The organism is Pseudomonas syringae group sp. J309-1 (assembly GCF_032582135.1).
GTDB classification, from domain to species: domain Bacteria; phylum Pseudomonadota; class Gammaproteobacteria; order Pseudomonadales; family Pseudomonadaceae; genus Aquipseudomonas; species Aquipseudomonas quasicaspiana.
The window spans coordinates 52014-74028 of sequence record NZ_JAWHNU010000017.1; the positions used below are offsets into that span (position 1 = coordinate 52014).

16 protein-coding genes are annotated in these 22015 nt (G+C 56.2%); 7 read left to right on the top strand and 9 right to left on the bottom strand.

The window, feature by feature from the left end:
* Positions 1-37: 37 nt before the first annotated feature.
* From RX972_RS12130 to RX972_RS12150, 5 genes are all read right to left on the bottom strand, one after another.
* Positions 38-1345 (bottom strand): OprD family porin, encoded by a 1308-nt coding sequence (locus RX972_RS12130; protein WP_410478225.1) that lies wholly within the window; start codon positions 1343-1345, stop codon positions 38-40.
* Positions 1346-1629: 284 nt separating this feature from the next.
* Entirely contained in the window at positions 1630-2049 is a 420-nt protein-coding gene (locus RX972_RS12135; protein ID WP_027902769.1) for a GFA family protein, read from the bottom strand.
* Positions 2050-2479: 430 nt separating this feature from the next.
* Positions 2480-3376, bottom strand: a complete 897-nt coding sequence (locus RX972_RS12140; RefSeq protein ID WP_316875613.1) for an arginase family protein — start codon at positions 3374-3376, stop codon at positions 2480-2482.
* 146 nt (positions 3377-3522) lie between these two features.
* Positions 3523-4452 carry a helix-turn-helix domain-containing protein gene (locus tag RX972_RS12145; RefSeq protein WP_316875617.1) on the bottom strand — a complete coding sequence of 310 codons (930 nt, stop codon included), beginning with the start codon at positions 4450-4452 and terminating at the stop codon, positions 3523-3525.
* 591 nt (positions 4453-5043) lie between these two features.
* Entirely contained in the window at positions 5044-7296 is a 2253-nt protein-coding gene (locus RX972_RS12150) for an SEC-C metal-binding domain-containing protein (RefSeq protein WP_316875618.1), read from the bottom strand.
* A gap of 329 nt (positions 7297-7625) precedes the next feature.
* On the opposite strand from RX972_RS12150, the gene nfsA reads away from it, so the two are divergent.
* Positions 7626-8453 (top strand): oxygen-insensitive NADPH nitroreductase, encoded by an 828-nt coding sequence (nfsA, locus tag RX972_RS12155; RefSeq protein WP_316875620.1) that lies wholly within the window; start codon positions 7626-7628, stop codon positions 8451-8453.
* A gap of 27 nt (positions 8454-8480) precedes the next feature.
* Here nfsA and RX972_RS12160 read toward each other — a convergent pair whose 3' ends face one another.
* On the bottom strand, positions 8481-9872 hold the full coding sequence (locus RX972_RS12160; RefSeq protein ID WP_316875622.1) for a heavy metal sensor histidine kinase: 1392 nt from the start codon (positions 9870-9872) through the stop codon (positions 8481-8483).
* Positions 9869-10543, bottom strand: coding sequence for a heavy metal response regulator transcription factor (locus RX972_RS12165; protein ID WP_122706379.1), 675 nt, complete (start codon positions 10541-10543; stop codon positions 9869-9871). Before RX972_RS12165 ends, RX972_RS12160 begins: the two co-directional genes overlap by 4 nt.
* Before the next feature lie 457 nt (positions 10544-11000).
* On the opposite strand from RX972_RS12165, the gene RX972_RS12170 reads away from it, so the two are divergent.
* The 3 genes from RX972_RS12170 (at position 11001) to RX972_RS12180 (ending at position 16896) form a co-directional block, all read left to right on the top strand.
* Positions 11001-12305, top strand: a complete 1305-nt coding sequence (locus RX972_RS12170) for a TolC family protein (protein ID WP_410478224.1) — start codon at positions 11001-11003, stop codon at positions 12303-12305.
* Between the two features lie 67 nt (positions 12306-12372).
* Positions 12373-13728, top strand: a complete 1356-nt coding sequence (locus RX972_RS12175) for an efflux RND transporter periplasmic adaptor subunit (protein WP_316875626.1) — start codon at positions 12373-12375, stop codon at positions 13726-13728.
* 24 nt (positions 13729-13752) lie between these two features.
* The gene (locus tag RX972_RS12180; RefSeq protein WP_255882712.1) at positions 13753-16896 is read left to right on the top strand and encodes a CusA/CzcA family heavy metal efflux RND transporter; all 3144 of its coding nucleotides are present in this window, start codon (positions 13753-13755) and stop codon (positions 16894-16896) included.
* Positions 16897-17380: 484 nt separating this feature from the next.
* Here RX972_RS12180 and RX972_RS12185 read toward each other — a convergent pair whose 3' ends face one another.
* Entirely contained in the window at positions 17381-17590 is a 210-nt protein-coding gene (locus RX972_RS12185; protein ID WP_027902780.1) for a hypothetical protein, read from the bottom strand.
* A 253-nt stretch (positions 17591-17843) separates the two neighbouring features.
* On the opposite strand from RX972_RS12185, the gene RX972_RS12190 reads away from it, so the two are divergent.
* Positions 17844-18173: a DUF2790 domain-containing protein gene (locus RX972_RS12190; protein WP_316875632.1), complete on the top strand. Its 330-nt coding sequence runs from the start codon at positions 17844-17846 to the stop codon at positions 18171-18173.
* A 63-nt stretch (positions 18174-18236) separates the two neighbouring features.
* On the opposite strand, the gene RX972_RS12195 is transcribed toward RX972_RS12190, so the two are convergent.
* Positions 18237-19178 (bottom strand): LysR family transcriptional regulator, encoded by a 942-nt coding sequence (locus RX972_RS12195; RefSeq protein WP_027902782.1) that lies wholly within the window; start codon positions 19176-19178, stop codon positions 18237-18239.
* Positions 19179-19335: 157 nt separating this feature from the next.
* Here RX972_RS12195 and RX972_RS12200 point away from each other — a divergent pair, with 157 nt between their 5' ends.
* Positions 19336-20661, top strand: coding sequence for an MFS transporter (locus tag RX972_RS12200; RefSeq protein ID WP_122706370.1), 1326 nt, complete (start codon positions 19336-19338; stop codon positions 20659-20661).
* 30 nt (positions 20662-20691) lie between these two features.
* On the top strand, positions 20692-21729 hold the full coding sequence (locus tag RX972_RS12205) for a histone deacetylase family protein (protein ID WP_255882725.1): 1038 nt from the start codon (positions 20692-20694) through the stop codon (positions 21727-21729).
* Positions 21730-22015 lie beyond the last annotated feature (286 nt).

The window sequence follows — 22015 nt, forward strand, 5'->3', positions numbered from 1 at the left end:
GCTTCCAGGGCGGTGTTGTAAAAACTCATGCCCCTCTTCACAGAACGCTAAGCGGATACTCGACAATCACCCGGACCTCATCAAGGTCTGACTCAAACGCAGTCGCTCGTGTGGTGGCCTGTCTCACGCGCAACGACAAGTCTTTCAGATTGCCAGTCTGCACGATGTATTTCGCTTCGATATCCCGCTCCCAGCGGTTCTGATCGGTGAGTGGATTGCCATCCGAATCCCGGCGCATGTAAGTGCTGTTCGCGTTGGAATAGTCCGCGTCGGTGCCTTTGCCGTAGCGCGTCATGAACGACAGGCCGGGTACCCCGAACGTGGTCATGTCCAGGTTGTAAGTGACCATCCACGAGCGCTCTTTCGGTGAGTTGAAGTCGCTGTACTGGATAGAGTTCGCCAGGTAAATCGAGTCAGATTGTCTGAGGTAATCGAAGTCATCGTCGCCTTCATTCCGCTGGTGCGAGAGGGCCAGGGTATGAGCGCCGTATTGCAGGCCGATCTTCGCACTCCAGATGTCGTTGTCGAATTCACCGAGGAGCTTTTTGCCTTCGTCGGTGGCGTTGTAATAATTCAGGCTACCGGTCAGTGCCAGATTATCGGAGAGCGGCAATGTGTAAGAAGTGGAGGCGTAAGTCTGGTCCCAGGCGTCTTTCAGCCTGCTGGTATACAGGCTCAGGCTCAGACTGTCGGTGGCAGCGTAATCACCTCCGAAATAGGCGACCCACGGAGCGTTGACCGAACCTGCATAAAACGTTGCGAAGTTATCGCGCATGCTGCTGGAGGCCGGCTGGCTCATTGAATGAAGGCGGCCACCCTGAAGGGTTAAACCGCTGATACTGGTGTTGGTCGCTGTTACACCGCGGAAACTTTCAGGCAGCAGTCGCGAGTCGCCAAAAGAAACCACAGGCGTGGATGGAAAGACATCCCCGACCTTTACAACCGTATCGAATGCCCTGGCTTTCAAAGCGCCACCGACCTTGCTGTATTCGTCTTCGGCCTCGCCATCCCCATCGACCGGCAGAACATCGAACGAACTGCGTCCGCCGTTTCGACCATCACCGGTGTCGAGTTTGATGCCCAGCATTGCAAAGGCATCGACACCAATACCAAACGTACCCTGAGTGAAACCCGATTCGAATTTGCCGATAACGCCTTGAGCCCATGCTTCGGAATAACCATTCCCGGTGGGGCTTGATTCGCCTTTGCGATGGTCACGGTTCATGTAAAAACTTCGATTGAGCACGGTCAACGTACTGCCTTCGATAAACCCTTCCTTTTGCTCTTCTGCAAAAGCAGTAAGCGGTGTGACACCCGCAAGGGTCGATAAAACGGCCAAAGTCATTTTGTTGAGGTGAGTCATAGTCGCTCCGTTCAAATCGGCAGATTTCTTATGTGTCGACCTGGCTTTTTTTATAAATTCGAGCGCTGCCAGTGGGGCACAATCTTGACGAGTTGAAGATAACGACGAGATGGTTGAAAGATTACAAATGTGCAATCAAACGTTTATGTTCCGGAGACTGAAAGTTGCCGGTCACTGCTGATGACTTATTTGCGGGAGATCGCTGCGTCCGCTTGATGCATCAGCCTTCGACCCAGTGTAGCGAGGCCGGAAGGCTGATATCGCATTCAGCCGGGGGCGTTGGTCGGTGGCTCGCGGTCGGCGGGATGATTGACGCCGTCACTGGTCTTGATCTGGCCCAGGTCGTAAGGGTTCACGCCTTCCAGGCAACCCAGATTGAAGCCGTACTGATCCGGTGAAGAGCGCCGCTGGTGATGAGTGTAAATCCCGCAATTGCCGCAGAAATAATGCTTCGCTGTGCGGGTATTGAATTGATAGAGCTTGAGCTGGGTCTGGCCCTGAATGACTTTGACACCGTCCAGCGCGACCGACGCAACGATGGCACCTTTGCGGCGACACATCGAACAATCGCAGCGCCGAGGGTCGACAATGCCGTCGGGTAAATCCAGCTCCAGCACCACTGCGCCGCAATGGCACGATGCACGGTGTTTGGGTTTTATTTCAGTGGGGCCGACTTTCTTGATCACGGGCTGTTCCTCCTGAGGTAATTCAACAGGGTAGCCGTTTAGAGTTAACGGTGCACATTGTTGGCCAGCAGACACAACTTCCGCGAACTCATTACCAAGAGGCCGGTATAACGCCGGACTTGATTTTATGTTTGCTCGCAAGGTGAATTGTGACGCAGAACCTGTGGGAGCCGAGCTTGCTCGCGATAAGGGCGCCGCAAATATCAGGCAGATTGCGTCCAGCCTCATCGCGAGCAAGCTCTGCTCCTATCAAACATCACTCCAATAATGGATTTGAAACGCGGACCTTGTAGGAGCTAACTTGTTGGCGAAGCGGAATTTCTGACGATGCGGGTCCGACGTCTCGCCAACAAGTTGGCTCCTACAGGGTCATCCGTTTGCTTAGCGACAGCGTGGTGTCAGGGACACCGGGGCGACTCCCACATGAAAGTCAGGTATCAGCTCGCGGGCAACCGTTGCCCAGCAATGGCAGGCTCGCCAACATGTTTTTCAGCGCAAGCGCGTCCCAGGGCAGATGCTCTGCGACACCAATCCCGACCACATCCACGACGTTTGCCACATCGCGTAGCAGGCGTACGACTTGGTCCATGGTCATCTTGCCTTGGGCGATCCCTTCAAAGGTGTCAGCCGGGACGTTGGGTTGGGCGAATAGCAGCGAGCGGAAGATGCTCGGGTCCAGCACATCAAGGTCCAGGTGAATGGCCAGATGGCTGGCCCCTGTCTCCTTGAGCCATGTCAGCACCGGTTCGCTGGTGTTTGCCAGGTCAGCAGGACTAGCACTGCGCAGGCCGAGGCGCTTGATGGTGGCGGTTTCGACGTCCATGGTTTCCTGCAGACCGGCATACATGACATTCGCCGGTTTCAGCGGGCGCTTCACTGCCTGGGCAAAGTCCGGATCTCCCTCGCCCAGCAGGTTGCCCAGCACCATGGCGTGTGCGTGCTCGAACTCCTTAGGGGTCAAAACGTCAGGATGGGCGTCGACCCAAAGTACTGCCAGCTCGCCGTTGTAGCGTTCATTGAGATTAGCAAATGGTGCAAGGTCGACCAGGCAATCACCGCCCAACACAACCATACGATCCGGTTGATGTTTCTCAATCAATTGCCGCGCATGGCTCAATTGTTCAAGCAGGGCCTGACGAGCAACGATACCGTTTTCGTTTTGCAGCGTTTTACCATCGGGCCTGGCGACATGCACTTCCTCCGCGGGGCCATTCGTCTCGGGAGCGAGCCATGAAAGCAGTTGAGCGCCGAAGAAGTAAGGGGCGTTGTTGCCACCTTGCCATTGCGGGAATAACAGGCGCAGGGTTTTATCTGAGGCGTTAGCCATCTGTTCACCATCGGGTTGGCTACGTTAAATCATTGATTGGTCACCGTTGGCGCGAGTCTAAGCCGCGCACTGTTGATACTGCGCCGTAAAGGAATAAGCCGCTTTGCCGGAAGTGCCAGATGCTGTGCTCAGAATGCCAGGTGTAATCAGGCCCGATGCAGCAGTTGCTGAGGCGAGATGCCATAGGCTTTTTTGAAAGCCCGGCTGAAGTGCGAGAGGTTGCTGAAACCAAAGCTCAGCGCAGCATCGCTGACCTGGTTGAACGACTTTTTCAGCAGGGCGTCATGGCAGGCCGAGAGCCGCTGCTGCCAAAGCCAGCGAATGACCGTGGTGCCTTCTGTGGCAAAAAGTCGATTCAGTGTTCTAGGCGACATATGCACGGCGGCGCAGATGCTTTCCACGCTCATCCCGGTCTGGCCAAGATTTGCCAGAATGTGCTGTTTTACTCCAGCAAGCTGCTTGTCTCGGTGTGATGCCTGTTTAGGCGTCAGGGAGCCATAAGCTGTTTCGAACGCGCTGGACAACACATCCAGCAGCGCACCATTGAGTCGGTCGCCGATAACAGCATCAGGCGGCTCGGCCTTCCACATCTCCAGCAGCATTGATTTTGCGAGCCCGCCCAGCGGGGAATGGCTATCCAGTGTTCGGCTTAAAAAACCTTCGTAATGAGGAATATGCGTCAGCAGCAGCGAACGCGGCACGGCGAGCACTATCTGATCGTCGCCAGCGGGAAGGGTGCAGGTGAAGGGTTGAGCGCTGTCGTATAAAACGATGTCTCCGGGTAACTGGCGCGAAGTTCTGCCTGACTGGCTGATGTAGGCGTCAGAGCACAAAGTGAGTGTCAGGAAGAATGTACCGTTGCCCTGATCGTCCCGAGGGCGTTGGTACTCCACCGGCAAGGATCTGATTCGGCTGAATAACACACTGCCCTTGGTCGCGACGTCCAGTGAGCCATCGAACAGCTCATCTGTTAACTGGCGGTTCTTGGTGGGTGTGTAGGTCGAGCAGACGACATCTTGCCAATAATCGAAACGCTCCTTCGCTTCTAAGTGTGCAGTGGGAAAGACAATCGCCATGGGCGCTCCGGTAAACAAGCCGACAAAACTTCGCAAATCACCGTATCAGATATTCGGCAAAGTGGAGGCGTGCGGCGACGTGATGCAACTGGATGCGCCCGTGGCTGCTTCAGTACATTGAGACGCAGCCATTTGAGGCGTTTTCCATCGCGACTTCAGCAGGCCCTAAATCGCACGGGGTCAGAGAAGTTTCTTTCGCAGTCTGCGGTCCCTGCGTCGGTGATGTTTTACCGCAAATATCTCAGCGAACGAGGCAAGGTACTGCCCGCGCTGAAAGTCGGTATTCCCCAGATGTGGGCCGTGAACGAAACGAGGCTGAATCCAGCAAACACGCATGGTTGGAGGAGTGAGCATTTGCTCGTTCTGGGGCCAGGTGCGTAATTTTATGGACTTGACCAGTCGTTTGCATTGAATCTGACCAGCACATTATGTGTCCTTTAGCGGCAGAAATCGGCCAGAAGCAGACGTTCGCAAGTGACGACTAACGGCCAGAAGCTGCCGGTCTCGCCAGGACTGGGCCGGTTCCGCTGAGGATCGAAAGCATCTATGAAACTGGGGGCGATTCACCCACTTTTGGGACAGCAGTGATCATCACATCAGGCAGCATTTTTTGAACTTTTGACCACTACCGCAGAAACATGGGTCGTTTCGGCCTATCTTCGAATCGTCTGGTCTACGGTTCGACGAAGTCGGTTGAGCAGATCCCGAATTCCCGTTGAGCGCCATGCCCTGCGTCAGGGTCTCCATCAGGCTGTCACGCTTCCATGGAAAGCGCGTCGTCAGACTAAGCTTAGGCAACCCATCTGTCTCACGCACGAGAAGTCCAAACCAATTATCAGCGCGATGTACATATTTGCGCCTCTGGCAATGACCAGCGAGTGCCTCAACTGCATTGCTCGCTGTTGCTCGACTGCAATGGATAGTAAGTCCAGTGTCGCCGGTATCGAATCCCAGGGTGAAGTCGTGTGGCCGCCCATCGAGCCGAGTGCGTCGGGCGACATCCTTCATTCCCTGGTCCAGCTGTTTTACCGTGTCGCCGCTGATGTCGAGCAGGAGGAAACCGAGATCGATCAGGTCAGGGTCAGCCTCGTGCTCAATCTTCTCGATGATCCGAGCGACACGCGTGTCCGTGAACTTGGTGAGAATACCTTTAGGTGTAGCGATGCCGGGAATACCCTCACGACGCACGGTCATGGCGGTGTCCAGATCGAGCGAGAAATCATCTGCTACCGTGGCCATGCTAGTTTTGTCTTTGAGCCATAGGTTCTGACTCAGATGATAGCCAAGGATTGACAACTCGTTGGTTCCAAAAATACGTTCGGCATAACCGACCCGCCGGTCGATATAGCTGAGCAATCGCAGAGGGCTGGCGAGCATTTCGGTTAGCACGTCGATCAGAAACACGTCGGCTACCAAGGGTGCGTGGATGACCGTGTCTTCTTCATATTCGAGGAAGTGCCTGGCCTGTACAGTGAGCACCGGATAGTGGTCCGACACAGCGCACAGGATATAGATATCGCGTAGTTGGGGGATATTGAGCTTTGATCCATCCTCCTTCACAAAGTCCAAGCTCGGCTGCCTAAGCGACTGTGCACAGCGCAGGCCCTGGCCGTAGGCATCCTGCACCGCCTTCTGGAAATCGTCGCGTAGTGCTTGATCGTTCCCCTTACGCGATTCCAATGTCATCTTCTTAGACTTGCACTGGACGATCAGCGCCCGGTCGCCAAACAGGACGAGCACATCCATCTCGGACACACGGCCGTCCGAGCCTTCGATGTTGACGTTGCAATGAACATTGCTCTCGCCGAATACCGAACGTAGCCGCTTAGCAACAAACTGCTCGGTAAAGTCGCCCCGGTGCGCCGAGGCCTTGGCGCGATAGGATTTATCGCCGATCATCCAGTAGAACGGTGAGTCGTAAAGCGATTCGACGATTCCATAAGTTTGGAGTGCGATGTAGTGTCCATCCGGCAGCGCGACTATCGGACATGCGTTAACAACGTTAAACGCGCCGAGAGACGTGAAATCCTGATTGGAGGGCGCAGTGACACTGAACGTCGAAAGCATCGCTTGAACCATTTCTTTAGGCCGAGTGCAATGCGCCGCGATTTCCTCAGCCGTTGTAGTAAAGCCAGATAGTAAGGATGAGGAGTGTGACGCCCCGGTTTTCAAGCACGACAGCGCGTCCATAATCTTGATGTTCTGGAGTTTCGAGATTGCATCGGCCATAGCTTGCGCGTCCGCAATGGTGAACCCCTTATTCTCAAGCAACCATGTCTCGTCCGCAGCGTAGCGTTCGCGCGCCATATCTCGATATTGAAAACTGTACGCGGATTCGCCTCCATAGAAGATCGGCTCTCGAAGCACATCTGCACGCGTGAATGGAGAAGGCGGGCGCTTCGACTCCGCCACTTGTACGGCTCTCGCAGCTTCGATGAGCGAGTCCTGCATGGGCCGCGCCAGGCGCGCATGGAGTTCCTCAAGCAATGTTTTGGTCCGATCAAGCAGCGCTTGAATTTCGGAAGGCGACGGCTCGCTCAGGTCAATCGGCTGACGAACCATTAGCCCGAGCAAGGTCGAAAACTCAGTCCGCACCGTTCGTCCTGGCGCATAAGAGGTGGCGAGGGTTTCGCCGTCAATCGCACCATCAAAAATTACATAATTGTCTCGTAACGACATCCATGAGAGCGCATGCACGAATCCCGGTGTAGTGGAAAGCTGAGCGAGATCTTTAAAAATATCCTGTTCAGCACGAGGTTCACTTTGCGTCATATATTTACTAGCACCGTTCAGCGTATCAAGTGGTTGGTGAGTCGCCCCAGTTTCAAGGACACCTTCAAGCATGGAAGGATAGCCGACTCAGGCCTCTGCTGGATGGTCCGCTTGTGGCCGAAAGCTGCCGATCGTATATGGCAACTTTTGGCCAACTGCTACCAATCAGTGATACGCAGTGCACTGCTTAAGTCCGATACAAACGCTCGGTAAGGTCGACTGCAAATGGCTGATCAAGTGGAATGTAATCCCCCAACCAAGCTCACCCTGCAGCACTCACTCGCCATCGCCACCCGCTGACATCGTCTAACCGCGCTTTCCATCGCGTGCTAATTTATATCCAGTTTAAAAACCCCCGCTCATCAAAGGCTCTGCCCGGTCACAGCCTATTGGGAGATTTCATGACACAAGCCAAACAAAACGGCCTCGCCCTACGCTACGGCGAAGCAGCTACAAACACAAAAATCCCCGAAAACTGGAACCTGGTCCTTGATCAACTGGTAAACCATCGCAGCGTCCGTGCTTTCAACGACAAGCCGCTACCAGAAGGAACACTTGAGGCGTTGATCGCAGCAGCACAGTCAGCCGCGACTTCATCAAATCTACAGGTATGGAGCGTGATCGCTGTTCAGGACCCTTCCCGCAAAGCACGCCTCGCGGAATTTGCCGGAAATCAGGCCTATATCCGCCAAGCCCCGCTGTTTCTGGTCTGGCTCGCTGACCTCTCCAGAGTGTCCCGAGTAGCAGAGCGTGCAGGCGTCGAGCTTGAAGCCTTGCCTTATATCGAGAGCCTGTTACTGGGTACTATCGACGCGTCGCTGGCCGCCCAGAACGCGGTGGTGGCGCTGGAGTCGATGGGGCTGGGTGGCGTCTACATCGGCGCTATACGCAATGACATCAAAAGTGTTGCGAAGGAGTTAGAGCTGCCACCTCAGGTATACCCGGTGTTCGGCATCTGTGTGGGTTACCCGGATGCGAACCGCCCGGCGCAGGTGAAGCCGCGCTTGCCCCAGGCGGCGGTCTTGCATCACGAGCGCTACAGCGCGGAGTCTGAACAGTCCTCGGTAGAGCAATATGATCAGCGCCTCGGTGCTTTTTATCAGCAGGAGGGTATGAAGGCTGCGGGCTGGTCGGAGCAAGTCGTGAATCGCTTGCGCAGTATTTCCAGCCTGCATGGGCGTGAAGAGTTGGTCAGGGCGCTACAGCAAATGGGCTTCGGCCTGCGCTAGCAGGCCGGGCTCAGTTCGGTTAATCAGTCACTTCGCTCGCGGAAAAACCAGCCTGAACGTCGTGACCCGTTCCAGCTCACTCTCCACCGTCACGCGCCCTTGATGAACAGTCATGATGGAGCGAACAATCGCCAGCCCCAGACCGGTGCCTCCCTGTTGTCGTGAGCGGCTGGCGTGTACCCGGTAGAAGCGGTCAAACAGTCGCGGCAGGTGCTCGGCTTCGATGCCTTCACCCTGATTGCTGACGGCCAGAGACACTTCATTGACATGGCTGTCGAGGGTGATGGTCACTGTGCTACCGGGATTGCCGTGCCGGATGGCGTTGGAGAGCAGATTGGAGATCGCTCGCTGGATCATCAATCGTTCTCCGAAGGTCTGGGCACTGCCCTGAACCACCAGCGTCATGTCTTTTTCTTCCGCTGACTGATCAAAAAGCTCGGCGACCTTGTTGGCTTCTTGCTCAAGATCCACTGCAGTAAACGTCAACAGCGCCGAAGGCTGGGTCACGCTGGCCAGGAACAGCATCTGGGAGACCATTAATGACAGGCGTTCAAGCTCCTCGGTGCACGACTCAAGTGCCTGTTTGTATTCCTCGGGTGGCCGCTCTCTGGACAAGGTGACTTGCGCCTTGCCCATCAGGTTGTTCATGGGCGAGCGCAGTTCATGGGCCAGGTCATCCGAAAATTGCGCCAGTTGCTGAATATCCTCGGCCAGTCGGTTGAGCATTACGTTGACGGCATGGGCCAGATCGCGCAGTTCGTCAGGTAAGCCAGCAGCTTGCATGCGATGGGACAAATCCCGGGCCGATACTTTGTGCGCGACTTTGCGAAACGCGCGCAGAGGTCTTAACCCTCGATGCACGATCCACCACGCACAACCGCCAACCAGCAGCAGGATGAGCGGCAAGGCGATGAGTGTGGATTTCACATAGGCGCCGAGTAACAGGGCATCGCTCTCTCTGTCGAGCGCGAGCAGCACCAGCACCTTCTGGCCGCCTTTGAGGCGCACCTGTTTGCTGGCAATCAATATCTCGTGACCGGCCGAGGATTCCACCCGCTGGAAATGGTCCCGGCTGTCCCCGGCCAGAGGTATTGGAGGCACCATCTGTTCGTCCTGACCCAGACTCAGCAAGCGTTTTCTCGGGACGCTCGAATCGAGGATGGTCAGGGTCAAGTCATCGTGCCCGACGATCTGGTCTCGCAAGTGGTGAGGCGCCAGCACCACGTCAGCGACCGAGCTGAAGCCCTCTGACAGGCTGTGTTCGATTTGCTCCAGTTTTTCCTGCAAGCCGTTTCTCGCCCGGAAATCCAGCTGATGTGAAATGGACGCGTAGGCGAACGCTGCCATTACCAGTACCAGCACGGCACTCATTGCGGTAACGGCAAGGCCCAGCCGGGTTGAAAGGCGCGTGGGTTTCATTCACGTATTTCCAGAACGTAGCCGACGCCGCGCAGGGTATGAATCAGTTTCTGTTCGAAAGGCTCGTCGATTTTTGCCCGCAGGCGGCGGATCGAGACTTCGACAACGTTGGTGTCGCAGTCAAAGTTCATGTCCCACACCAGCGAGATGATCTGCGTGCGAGACATGACTTCACCGCTGTGACGCATCAACAGGTGGAGCAGGGCGAATTCCTTGGTCGTCAGGTCGATGCGCTGGGTGCCGCGAAAGGCTCGGTGTCGTCCCTGGTCCAGTTCAAGGTCGCCGACCCGCAGCACCTCGGGCAAACCGGCCTGCTCACTGCGACGCATCAGCGTGCGAACTCTTGCCAGCAACTCCGGAAACTCGAACGGCTTGACCAAATAATCGTCTGCGCCCATTTCCAGCCCCCGGACCTTCTCTTCAAGGCGACCACGGGCAGTGACCATCATGACCCGGGTGTTGCTGTTTTTCCTCAACCGGGTCAATACCTCCCAACCATCCATCTCGGGCAGATTCACATCCAGGATCACCAGATCGTAAGTTTGATGTTGAGCCAGATAAAGCCCATCAAGCCCCGTGACGGCCAGGTCCACAACATAGCCACTCTCGGTTAAACCCTGATGCATGTACTCGGCAGTTTTCGGCTCGTCCTCTACAACAAGGATTCGCATATCAGTGTCCTGTATTAATAGGCTAGGTAAGTGCCGCTGTTATTTTATTGGCGGCTTTAAAGTTGCGCGTTCCGCCTCTGCCGAGGTAAACGGCAGAATTCCACGATCTATGGATTAGCGGCGATTCTGGAGTCTGTAGCCACTTCAGGGTCAACCCCGCAGGTGGCTGAATATCCGGATTTTTTTCAACTGTTCTGAAGCCAGAAAGCTTTAAGGTTTCCACTTTGCCAGCGTGTTAAAAAAGCAAGTTTTAAGTTATTGCTGTTTGTGTCTTTGGTGTCGCTAACTTCACTGCGTCGCGCAGTGTAATAGCGAGCGACTGCAACTTTTCTTAAATGACAGGATTGTAATTTTTCAGCAATCCTTCTGCTAACTCCCTTTGCATAAAGTCCCCCGCATCCAACTCCGCTGAACGCAGCTGGAGTCTGTTCTGGTTATTTATGGGGTGGTCAGTCATATGCAAAGGCACGACGGGAGCAGTGCAAACCCGCTGAGGTACAGAGTTTTTTCCTTGTTAACCGACGTGAAGCCCACCGTGAAAACAGGTTTGCTTTATGCCTTTTTGCTGTCATTTGCCGCGCCCGGTATTGCGACTGCTCAGAGCTTGAGTCTGCCCCAGGCCATCGAGGCCGCCTTTGCGGAAAATCCGGACCTCGCCGCCGCACGATGGGAAATTGGCATTGCCGAGGGCGACAGGCAGCAGGCAGGTCTGATGCCTAACCCGGAGTTGTCCTGGGAGGTGGAAGACACTCGGCGCAATACCAGCACTACCACGGTCATGCTCAGCCAGGCACTGGAACTGGGTGGCAAGCGCGGTGCTCGCGTCGAAGCCGCCAGCCGGTCCCAGGATGCTGCGCAGATCGAACTGGAACGACGGGGCAACGAGTTACGTGCCGAAGTCGTGCAGGCCTTCTTTACTGCAATGCGTGCGCAAACCGGTCTGGAACTGGCACGGCAATCCCAGGCACTTGCTCAGCGTGGTCTGGAAGTGGCCGACGGGCGTGTGCGTGCGGGCAAATCTTCGCCCGTCGAGGTGACGCGTGCGCAGGTACAACTGGCCGAAACGGACCTGTTGGTGCGTCGCGCCGAAACCCTGAAAACCAATAGCTATCGCGATCTGGCGCGCACCACTGGCTCGTCGGCTTCTTCGTTTGATCGTTTGGAGCACGCCGACCTGTCGCCGGGCAAATCCCCGTCGGAGGCGAGGATGCTCACGGCAATCAATCAAGCTGCCGAGCTGCGCCTGGCCCATGCCCAGATCGAGCAGCGTGATGCGGCGCTAGGCTCGGAGCGGGCGCAGCGCATCCCCGACCTCACTGTCAGCATTGGCAGCCAGTACAGCCGCGAAGACCGTGAACGAGTCAATGTGATCGGTTTATCGGCACCGCTTCCTCTGTTCAATCGCAATCAGGGCAACGTTCTGGCCGCATCCCGCCGCGCAGATCAGGCCCGTGATTTACGCAACGCCGTAGAGCTCCGGTTACGTACGCAGACCCAGGCCGCACTCGATCAATGGTCGACGGCGAGCAAAGAAGTCGAGTCCTTCAATCAGGTGATTTTGCCCTCGGCGAAAAGCGCGGTGGATGCGGCGACCCGTGGTTTCGAGATGGGCAAGTTCGGCTTTCTCGAAGTTCTCGACGCACAGCGCACCCTGATTGCTGCCCGCAGCCAATACCTCGAATCGCTGGCCATCGCTACGGACGCCAGAGTGACGGTCGAGCGTATCTACGGCGACATCAGCCCATTCACTGCCAATCCTTAACCCCTCATTTTTCGCACTTATCGGGCGCATCGCTGTGTACATCCGTACGTGATCGCCGGGAGCATCCATGGATAACAAACGAAGTATGACCATTGCCCTGGCGGTGGTTGCAATCATTGGACTTGGCAGCCTGACGCTGGGTAATCAGGGGCTTCCTGTTGCAGCGGAAGCGGCCAAGGACGCGAAGCACGAACACACGGAAGAAGAAGGGCATGCGGACGAGAAGGGGCACGCCGAAAATGACAGCCACAGCGACGGCAAGGTCGATGAGAAAGGCCACGCTGACGAAGCGCACGGTGAGGAAAGCCATGGTGATGAAGAGCATGGCGAAAAAGGTCATGGTGCCGAAGCGTCTGGCGGCGGCCATGAAGAATCTGGCGACTCGCACGCGGAAGAAGGCAAGCTCGAACTCAATGCCGAACAGATCAAGTCTGCGGGCATAGAGCTGACCGTCGCGGCACCTCGGTCGATGAGCACTTCAGTCACGTTCCCCGGCGAAATTCGATTCGACGAAGACCGCACCACCCACGTCGTGCCCAGGGTCGGCGGCATCGTTGAGGAGGTCAAGGTTGACCTCGGCCAGTCGGTGAAAAAAGGCCAGGTCCTGGCCGTGATCGCCAGTCAGCAAATCTCCGATCAGCGCAGCGAACTTAACGCAGCGCAGCGCCGTCTTGAACTTGCACGGTTGACCATGCAGCGCGAGAAAAAGCTCTGGGAAGACAAGATTTCTGCGGAGCAGGATTATCTATTGGCGCGTCAGGCGTATCAGGAAGCAGACATCAGCTACGCCAACGGTCGGCAGAAGCTGAGTGCTATCGGCGCCAGTCTGAAATCCTCCGCGGGCAATCGATACGAGCTGATCGCTCCCTTTGATTCAGTGGTCGTCGAAAAGCACCTGGCCATAGGCGAGGTGGTTAACGACACCACTTCAGCTTTCACACTCTCCGATTTGTCGCGGGTCTGGGCGACCTTTGGCGTTGCGCCCAAAGATTTGAACAAAGTCGTGGTAGGCCGGGCAGTCACGGTCAGTGCGCCCGATCTCAATGCCCAGGTTGAAGGCCGCATCAGCTACGTAGGCAATCTGCTGGGCGAGCAAACCCGCGCGGCGGCGGTGCGCGTGGTGCTGGCCAACCCCGAGGGCGCGTGGCGACCGGGGCTGTTTGTCTCGGTTGATGTGACAGCAGACAAAGCCAATGCGGCGGTCAGCCTGCCTGAGTCTGCCATTCAGTCCGTTGAAGATCAGACGTCGGTGTTCGTGCGCAATACCGAAGGCTTTGAGCTGCGTCCGGTGAAAGTCGGCAGACGCGACGGCGGTTATGTGGAAATCGTTCAAGGCCTTACGGCGGGCACTCAAGTGGCCGCCGCTGGCAGTTTCATTCTCAAGTCCGAGCTGGGTAAAGGCTCCGCTGAGCACTCCCATTGATCTGCCTCGCAAGAGTACAACGTCATGTTTGAACGGTTGATCCAATTCGCAATCGAGCAGCGCATCGTCGTGATGCTTGCCGTGTTGCTCATGGCAGGGCTCGGCATTGCCAGCTACCAGAAACTGCCCATCGATGCTGTGCCTGACATCACTAATGTGCAGGTACAGATCAATACTTCGGCGCCCGGTTTTTCTCCGCTGGAGACCGAGCAACGGGTGACGTTCTCGATCGAGACAAGCATGGCTGGCCTGCCGGGTCTGCAGCAGACACGTTCTCTGTCGCGCTCGGGCCTCTCACAGGTCACGGTGATTTTTGAAGACGGCACGGACCTGTTCTTCGCCCGCCAGTTGGTCGGCGAGCGTCTGCAAATCGCCAAGGATCAGTTGCCCGAAGGTGTCGATGCGGTCATGGGGCCAATTTCCACCGGGCTTGGTGAGATTTTCCTCTGGACCGTAGAGGCGAAGGAGGGCGCGCTGAAGGAAGACGGCACGCCTTACACCCCGACCGATCTGCGGGTGATTCAGGACTGGATCATCAAGCCGCAGCTGCGCAACGTGCCTGGCGTCGCCGAGATCAACACCATTGGTGGTTTCGCCAAGCAGTATCAGATCGCGCCCGACCCGAAGAAACTCGCAGCGTACAAGCTGACATTGAATGATCTGGTGGCTGCCCTTGAGCGCAACAACGCCAACATTGGCGCAGGCTACATTGAGCGTGGTGGCGAGCAGTTATTGATTCGTGCGCCGGGCCAGTTGGGCACGGTGCAGGACATTGCCAACATTGTTATCGCCAATGTTCAGGGCACGCCGATCCGGGTCAGCAGCGTGGCCGACGTGGACATTGGTCAGGAGCTACGCTCTGGCGCTGCTACCGAAAATGGCCGGGAAGTGGTACTCGGCACCGTGTTCATGCTGATCGGCGAAAACAGCCGCACGGTTTCCCAGGCCGTGGCTGCCAAGCTGGCTGATATCAACCGTTCATTGCCGGAAGGTGTTGAGGCGATCACGGTTTATGACCGCACGACGCTGGTTGAAAAAGCCATCGCCACCGTGAAGAAAAACCTGATCGAAGGGGCCATTCTGGTCATCGCGATTCTGTTTTTGTTCCTCGGTAATATCCGTGCCGCGTTGATCACCGCCATGGTGATTCCCCTGGCCATGCTGTTCACCTTCACCGGTATGTTCACCAACAAAGTCAGTGCCAACCTGATGAGTCTCGGCGCGCTGGACTTCGGCATCATCGTTGACGGCGCAGTCGTAATTGTCGAAAACGCGATCCGCAGACTGGCGCACGCACAGCAGAAGTACGGACGGATGTTGACCCGTTCGGAGCGCTTTCATGAGGTGTTTGCAGCCGCCAAAGAAGCACGTCGACCACTGATTTTCGGCCAGTTGATCATCATGGTTGTGTACTTGCCGATCTTCGCCCTGACGGGGGTCGAAGGCAAAATGTTCCACCCGATGGCCTTTACCGTGGTGATCGCGCTGCTGGGCGCCATGATCCTGTCGGTGACATTCGTACCGGCGGCCATTGCCATGTTTGTCACCGGCAAGGTCAAGGAAGAAGAGGGCGTGGTGATGCGTACCGCGCGTCTGCGCTACGCACCGGTTTTGAAGTGGGTACTTAGCCATCGGTCGATAGCGTTCTCCTTCGCTGTGGCGTTGATTGTCTTGTCCGGGTTCACCGCCAGCCGCATGGGCAGTGAGTTCATCCCGAGCTTGAGTGAAGGCGACTTTGCGTTGCAGGCACTTCGGGTTCCAGGCACCAGCCTGACTCAATCAGTGGACATGCAGCAGCGTCTTGAAAAAGCCATCGTCGAGAAAATGCCGGAAGTAGAGCGTGTGTTCGCCCGAACAGGCACCGCAGAGATCGCTGCGGACCCGATGCCGCCGAACATCTCTGACAGTTACGTCATGCTCAAGCCGCAAAGTGAATGGCCAGATCCTGGCAAGTCTCGCGAAACGCTGATTGCCGAATTGCAGCAGGCCGCTGCGACAGTGCCGGGCAGTAACTATGAATTGTCACAGCCGATTCAGTTGCGCTTCAACGAGCTGGTTTCAGGTGTGCGCAGCGACGTCGCGGTGAAGGTTTTCGGCGATGACATGGCGGTACTGAACCAGACTGCCGCGAAAATCGCTGCGACCTTGCAGAAGGTGCCGGGATCTTCTGAGGTCAAGGTTGAACAAACCACCGGCTTGCCCGTGCTGACGATTAACATCGATCGTGACAAGGCCGCGCGTTATGGCCTCAATGTAGGCGACGTTCAGGACGCCATTGCCATCGCAGTAGGCGGGCGCCAGGCGGGTACTCTCTATGAAGGTGATCGTCGCTTTGACATGGTAGTGCGACTGTCGGAAACCTTGCGTACAGATGTGGCTGGACTGTCGAGCCTGCTGATCCCCGTGCCTGCGACGGCGAGCAGCGTCAATCAGCAGATCAGCTTCATTTCGCTGTCCCAGGTGGCAAGCCTGGATCTCGTACTGGGGCCGAACCAGATCAGCCGGGAAAACGGCAAACGTCTGGTCATCGTCAGCGCTAACGTACGCGGTCGCGACCTCGGCTCGTTTGTGCAAGAGGCGGGCGAGACCATCGAACGCGACGTGCAGATTCCGGCGGGATACTGGACCAATTGGGGCGGCCAGTTTGAACAGTTGCAGTCCGCTGCCAAGCGCTTGCAGATCGTGGTTCCGGTGGCGCTGCTGATGGTGCTGGCGCTGCTGTTCATGATGTTCAATAACCTCAAGGACGGTTTGCTGGTTTTCACCGGTATTCCGTTTGCCCTGACCGGTGGCGTAATGGCGCTGTGGTTGAGGGACATTCCGCTGTCCATCTCGGCGGGGGTAGGGTTTATCGCCTTGTCGGGTGTGGCGGTGTTGAACGGCCTGGTGATGATCTCGTTCATTCGTAACCTGCGCGAGGAAGGGCGTTCGCTGGGCGATGCGATCAACGAAGGTGCGCTGACGCGCTTGCGCCCGGTGTTGATGACCGCGCTGGTCGCGTCGTTAGGCTTTATTCCGATGGCGCTGGCGACCGGCACCGGGGCTGAAGTTCAGCGTCCGCTGGCGACCGTGGTGATTGGCGGGATACTGTCGTCCACCGCGCTGACCTTGTTGGTTCTGCCTGCGTTGTATCAATGGGCGCACCGTCGGGAAGAAGAGCAGACATAGCGTCAGTGTTGTAAATAAATAGCCCGCGACAGGTGACTGTTGCGGGCTTTTTTGTAGAGACTGGCTAACGCCTGCTGGTTCTGTGTTATCAACTTGCTGGCGGTGTGCCTTAATAGACGGGGCATCGAACAAATACGACGATCTGATGCAACTGAATTTGTAAGTGTTGCCTTGGTGTCAATAGCACCGTGCAATCTTGCGGCAACCAGTGGACATTGTAGGAGCTGCCGAAGGCTGCGATGGCGGTGTATCAGAATGAATGCTTCGCAGCCTTCGGCAGCTCCTACAGAATGCATTTAAATTCCAGGGAATGTATGTTGTTTGAGGGGAGCGGGCGGTGTCACGATGCTTGCGCGCAACTACAGATTTTTCATTTGCTTATTAATTAGCAAAAAAAAGCGCCCCGAAGGGCGCTAAAGATTCACCTTGACCAAAGGAGCTTGTCAGCTGCTAAAGGTGAATAGAGTGGAACCGAAGTTAATCCTTAACCTTTTTCAGGTTCATTAACCGAGGTCTTTTTCTCGGTATTCACAAGACGCGATGATTCGCCATTGATTTGATCGTTGAAGCGCTGCTCCTGAGCGACCTTGATTTTTTCAGCGGCCGGGCTGGCGCGTTCACTTCCATCGTGGGCCATTGCCGCGGTGGATGAGAGGGCGACGAGTGTGAAGGCGATTGCTTTGATTGTAGTCATCGTAGTTACCATTCTGTTTAAGGGCAGTGACTGCGGAGTCTTGAAGCAAGCTGCGTCGTGCTCCTCAGTGTTAGCGATGAGTATAAATAGCCAAGCTAACAGGACGGTGAGTGAATAATGACAATGTTGTTATTAAGTGCACGGGGAAGATCTCAAGACTTTTTCCAGATTTCCAAATCGTCATGTTTGCGCCACCTCGTTGTTAGCGATGGACTGGTATCTTTCAATCACCCACTAAACGGAGACAGAGAAAATGAAAATCGCTAAATCGTTGATGCTTGCGCTGGCCGTACTTGTTCCTGTTACTTCTTTTGCTTCCAGCGATCATGAACCGGTCGCCAGCAAGATTATCAAAGAGCACCAGGCGTTTGTTGCGGATTATGCCGCCGATAAAAATCAGGCTCTTCCCGGCATCGTGAAGTATGAGTACGGTATGAAACTTGACGTTGAGAAAGTTGTGCGTATGTCTTCGGCTTCCAAAGTGTGCGGCGTCAACCCGCAGCTAATGACCTACGAAGATTCCAACGGTGCGTTGAATACTGTTAAGTATCAAGCATTGAATGATTGCCGAAATAAAAACTGATTGGGAATTACCTGTTTCAGTTCTGTATTAAAGCGCGGCGGGTTAATCATGAAGATAAAAACTTCATGTATTTTCCAGCCGCGCTGCCAATCCTTCGATAAACACCGTTTCAGCACGGCTCATGCGCTGTTCACGGTTCCACAGCAAATGAATATCGACGTCCGCAACGCCCTCCAACGGCGGCACCCGCCACAGTAACCCCTGTTCAACGTCGTCAACCACGACATGCTCGGGCAGGCACCCCAGGCCAATCCCCGCAATGACCAGGCGCCTGATTTCTTCGAGGCTTGAAGATGACGCCACAATCCTCCCGCCAAAACCCTGCTGGTCACGAAAGATGGTCAGGGGCGAAAGCATCCCGCCGATCTGGTCACTGGTGAAACTGACAAAGTTTTCTGACTGCAGATCGCTCTGACTGAGGTCGGTGCGACCATACAACGGATGATTCCGGCCGCAGAAAAACACGTAACGCTGACGTTGAAACAGGCGTTGCTCCAGCCGGGGTTGTGGGCGGCGGTTCAGGCTCAAGCCCAGGGTGGCGGTTTTCTCCAGCAGCGCGCTGACGATGTCGGAGCTGCGCATCACGTCCACTTCTAGGTCAACCCGGGGGTGTTGGCGGTGGAACTCCGTCAGGAAATTATCAAAGTTGCTCGACACGATCCGGCTGATCATCAGCAAGCGGACTTTGCCGATCACTTCATCCCCCGGCATCTGCAAGGTGTTGCTCACTTGCGAGACCTGGCCATAAATCTCCCCCGCCAGGGCGAAGATTTTCACACCGGCTTCGGTCAGGTCGAACCGTGGCCCGCGACGGGCAATAAGCTGACAACCCAGTTGTTCTTCCAGACGCTTGAGGGCCTGACTGACCGCGGGTTGGGTCAGGTGCATTCTGGCAGCGGCCCGGCTGATGCTCAGCTCCTGGCCAATCACCCGGAAGGTACGCAGCAGATTCCAGTCGAGGCGGTCATTGAGCAAGGGAGAGATATCGCGGGAAGTATCGGTCACGGCAGCCTCACTATAATTGCGGCTTATAGTTCGAATAATAAATAGAAATTTGACTGATTATGCCTGTCGAGCAAAAAATCCGTCCATAGCCGCCAACAGAGCGGCCTCAGCAAGATCATTTTCTCCTGCCAAAAATACTAACCAATGGAGTTGATTCATGAAGCCCACTGCTTCTGCGCAGCCACGCCGGGCTGCTGCCGCCGCGTTCATCGGTACGATGATCGAGTGGTACGACTTTTATATCTATGCCACCGCCGCTGCGCTGGTATTCGGTCAGCTCTTTTTCCCTTCCGAAGATAAATTGTTCAGCACCATGGCGGCCTTCGGCACCTTTGCCGTGGGCTTCTTTGCCCGACCGTTGGGCGGCATCGTGTTTGGTCACATCGGCGACCGTATCGGCCGCAAGAAATCGCTGGTCATCACCCTGGTGATGATGGGCGTGGTCACAGTCTGTATCGGTTTGCTGCCGACCTATGCGCAAATCGGCGCAGCGGCGCCGGTGTTGCTGATCCTCCTGCGTGTGGTCCAGGGCATTGCCGTCGGAGGCGAGTGGGGCGGTGCAGTATTGATGGCGGGTGAACATGCGCCCAAAGGCCGACGTAATTTCTTCGCCTCATTTGCGCAGCTGGGCAGCCCGGCGGGGTTGATTCTTTCGCTGCTGGCGTTCAGCGCAGTAACCCGTCTGCCCGAAGAAGACCTGATGAGCTGGGGCTGGCGTCTGCCGTTTCTGGCCAGCGCCGCGTTGCTGGTGGTCGGTCTCGCGATTCGCCTGGGCGTCAACGAGTCACCTGAATTCCTCAATGACAAAGAGCAGGCACGGCTGGATGTCGCCAAGTCTGGCCGCAAGGCACAGGCTCCGGTATTCGAGGTGCTCAAGACTTCATGGCGGCCCTTGCTGCTGTGCATCGGCGCAAACACGCTGGGCATCGCGGGGGTGTATTTCACCAACACCTTCATGATTGCTTACACCACTCAGCAATTGAATTTGCCAAGGTCGCTCATTCTGGAATGTCTGTTCGTGGTGGCGATCATTCAGTTCTGCATCCAGCCGATTGCGGCATGGGTGGCGGAGAAGGTCGGCGCCACGCGCTTCCTGTGTGGCGTGACGATTTTGGCTATGGCCTCGCCTTATCCGATGTTCATCCTGGTCAGTAGCGGTCAGGCGCCATTGATCATTCTCGGCATCGCCCTGGCGGTGGTCTGCATGGCGTCGTTCTACGCGGTGATCGCCGGTTACGTCAGCGGCATGTTTGAAACCCGGGTTCGGTACACGGCGATCTCTCTGGCCTATCAGGTGTGCGGTGCGCTGGCAGGCGGTCTGACGCCGTTGATCGGCACCTGGCTGGCGCATTCCTACCCCGGCCAATGGTGGCCGATGGCGTTGTTCTACAGCCTGATCGCAGGCACCTCACTGATCTGCGTGCTGGCACTCGCCAAGCGACATGCCACGGCATTCGAACTGGAAACCGCTCGCGAAGCCTGATTGGCGCGACCTACTGAATGAGGAATACCCATGCTCAGTTTTTTTCATCCGGAACAGCTTCTGCACTTTCCCAAAAGCTATTACTCCCGTGGACAGATGCGCACGCCACAGGAGGTCCCGCAGCGGGCACAGAATCTGCTGCAAGCGGTTCAGGGCCTGGCGTTCGATATTCAGCAACCGGCTGATTTCGGTCTCGATCCTTTGCTGGCAGTCCACAGCGATGCATATCTGACGTTCTTGAAAAGCGCGCATACAGAATGGAAGAAGATGCCCGAAGACTGGGGCGATGAAGTGATGTCGAACATCTTCGTCCGCGAGCCCAATGCCTTGCGCGGGATTCTGGCCCAGGCCGCGCGCTATCTGGCCGATGGCAGTTGCCCGGTGGGTGAGAACACCTGGCGCTCTGCGTACTGGTCTGCTCAAAGCGCGGTGGCGGCTGCCAAGGCTGTGCTTGATGGCGAGCCTGCCTCATATGCGCTATGCCGTCCGCCCGGACACCACGCCCGTAAAGAAGCCGCAGGTGGGTTCTGCTACGTCAACAGCGCAGCAGTGGCTGCTCAGGTTTTGCGTGATGGCTTTGAGCGGGTCGCAGTGCTGGACACTGACATGCACCACGGTCAGGGTATCCAGGAGATTTTTTACGATCGCGATGATGTGCTGTACGTCTCCATTCATGGCGATCCGGAGAATTTCTATCCGGGCGTCGCCGGGTTCGAAGACGAGCAGGGTGAAGGTGCCGGGGCTGGCTGCAACGTGAACTTCCCGATGCCTCACGGTTCGCCTGAATCGGTGTTCATGGACAAGCTTGAACAGGCTCTGGATGCCGTTAAATCTTTTGACGCGCAGGTGCTGGTGTTGTCCCTGGGCTTCGATATCTACGAGCATGACCCGCAGAGCCAGGTTGCGGTCACCCGGGAAGGATTCGCGAAACTGGGCGAGCGGATTCGCAGCCTGGGGCTGCCGTGCGTCATCGTGCAGGAGGGCGGTTACCACCTGGAAACACTGGTCAGCAATGCCCATGCGTTTTTTGATGGCGCGCAGGTCTGGAAGGATGCTGTCAGGGGCTGACACCTCCAACCCCGTGGGAGCAGAGCTTGCTCGCGATAAGGCTGAACGCGATCCAGAGCAAATCGCATCCAGCCTTATCGCGAGCAAGCTCTGCTCCTATCAAACAAAATATAACTATCTGATTTGTAATGCTTTTTACTGTAGGAGTGAGCTTGCTCGCGATAGCTCCAGTACAGGCAATATATTCATCGACTGACAGGCCGAATCGCGAGCAAGCTCACTCCTACAGGGTCCGTGTTTGCTGCGCGACAGCGTGGTGTCAGGGCCACCGGGGCGACTCCCACAA

Coding starts and splice junctions, on each gene's coding strand:
- RX972_RS12130 (WP_410478225.1), bottom strand. CDS start 1,345: ATGACTTTGGCCGTTTTATCGACCCTTGCGGGTGTCACACCGCTTACT.
- RX972_RS12140 (WP_316875613.1), bottom strand. CDS start 3,376: ATGGCTAACGCCTCAGATAAAACCCTGCGCCTGTTATTCCCGCAATGG.
- RX972_RS12145 (WP_316875617.1), bottom strand. CDS start 4,452: ATGGCGATTGTCTTTCCCACTGCACACTTAGAAGCGAAGGAGCGTTTC.
- RX972_RS12150 (WP_316875618.1), bottom strand. CDS start 7,296: ATGCTTGAAGGTGTCCTTGAAACTGGGGCGACTCACCAACCACTTGAT.
- nfsA (WP_316875620.1), top strand. CDS start 7,626: ATGACACAAGCCAAACAAAACGGCCTCGCCCTACGCTACGGCGAAGCA.
- RX972_RS12160 (WP_316875622.1), bottom strand. CDS start 9,872: ATGAAACCCACGCGCCTTTCAACCCGGCTGGGCCTTGCCGTTACCGCA.
- RX972_RS12165 (WP_122706379.1), bottom strand. CDS start 10,543: ATGCGAATCCTTGTTGTAGAGGACGAGCCGAAAACTGCCGAGTACATG.
- RX972_RS12170 (WP_410478224.1), top strand. CDS start 11,001: ATGCAAAGGCACGACGGGAGCAGTGCAAACCCGCTGAGGTACAGAGTT.
- RX972_RS12175 (WP_316875626.1), top strand. CDS start 12,373: ATGGATAACAAACGAAGTATGACCATTGCCCTGGCGGTGGTTGCAATC.
- RX972_RS12180 (WP_255882712.1), top strand. CDS start 13,753: ATGTTTGAACGGTTGATCCAATTCGCAATCGAGCAGCGCATCGTCGTG.
- RX972_RS12185 (WP_027902780.1), bottom strand. CDS start 17,590: ATGACTACAATCAAAGCAATCGCCTTCACACTCGTCGCCCTCTCATCC.
- RX972_RS12190 (WP_316875632.1), top strand. CDS start 17,844: ATGAAAATCGCTAAATCGTTGATGCTTGCGCTGGCCGTACTTGTTCCT.
- RX972_RS12200 (WP_122706370.1), top strand. CDS start 19,336: ATGAAGCCCACTGCTTCTGCGCAGCCACGCCGGGCTGCTGCCGCCGCG.
- RX972_RS12205 (WP_255882725.1), top strand. CDS start 20,692: ATGCTCAGTTTTTTTCATCCGGAACAGCTTCTGCACTTTCCCAAAAGC.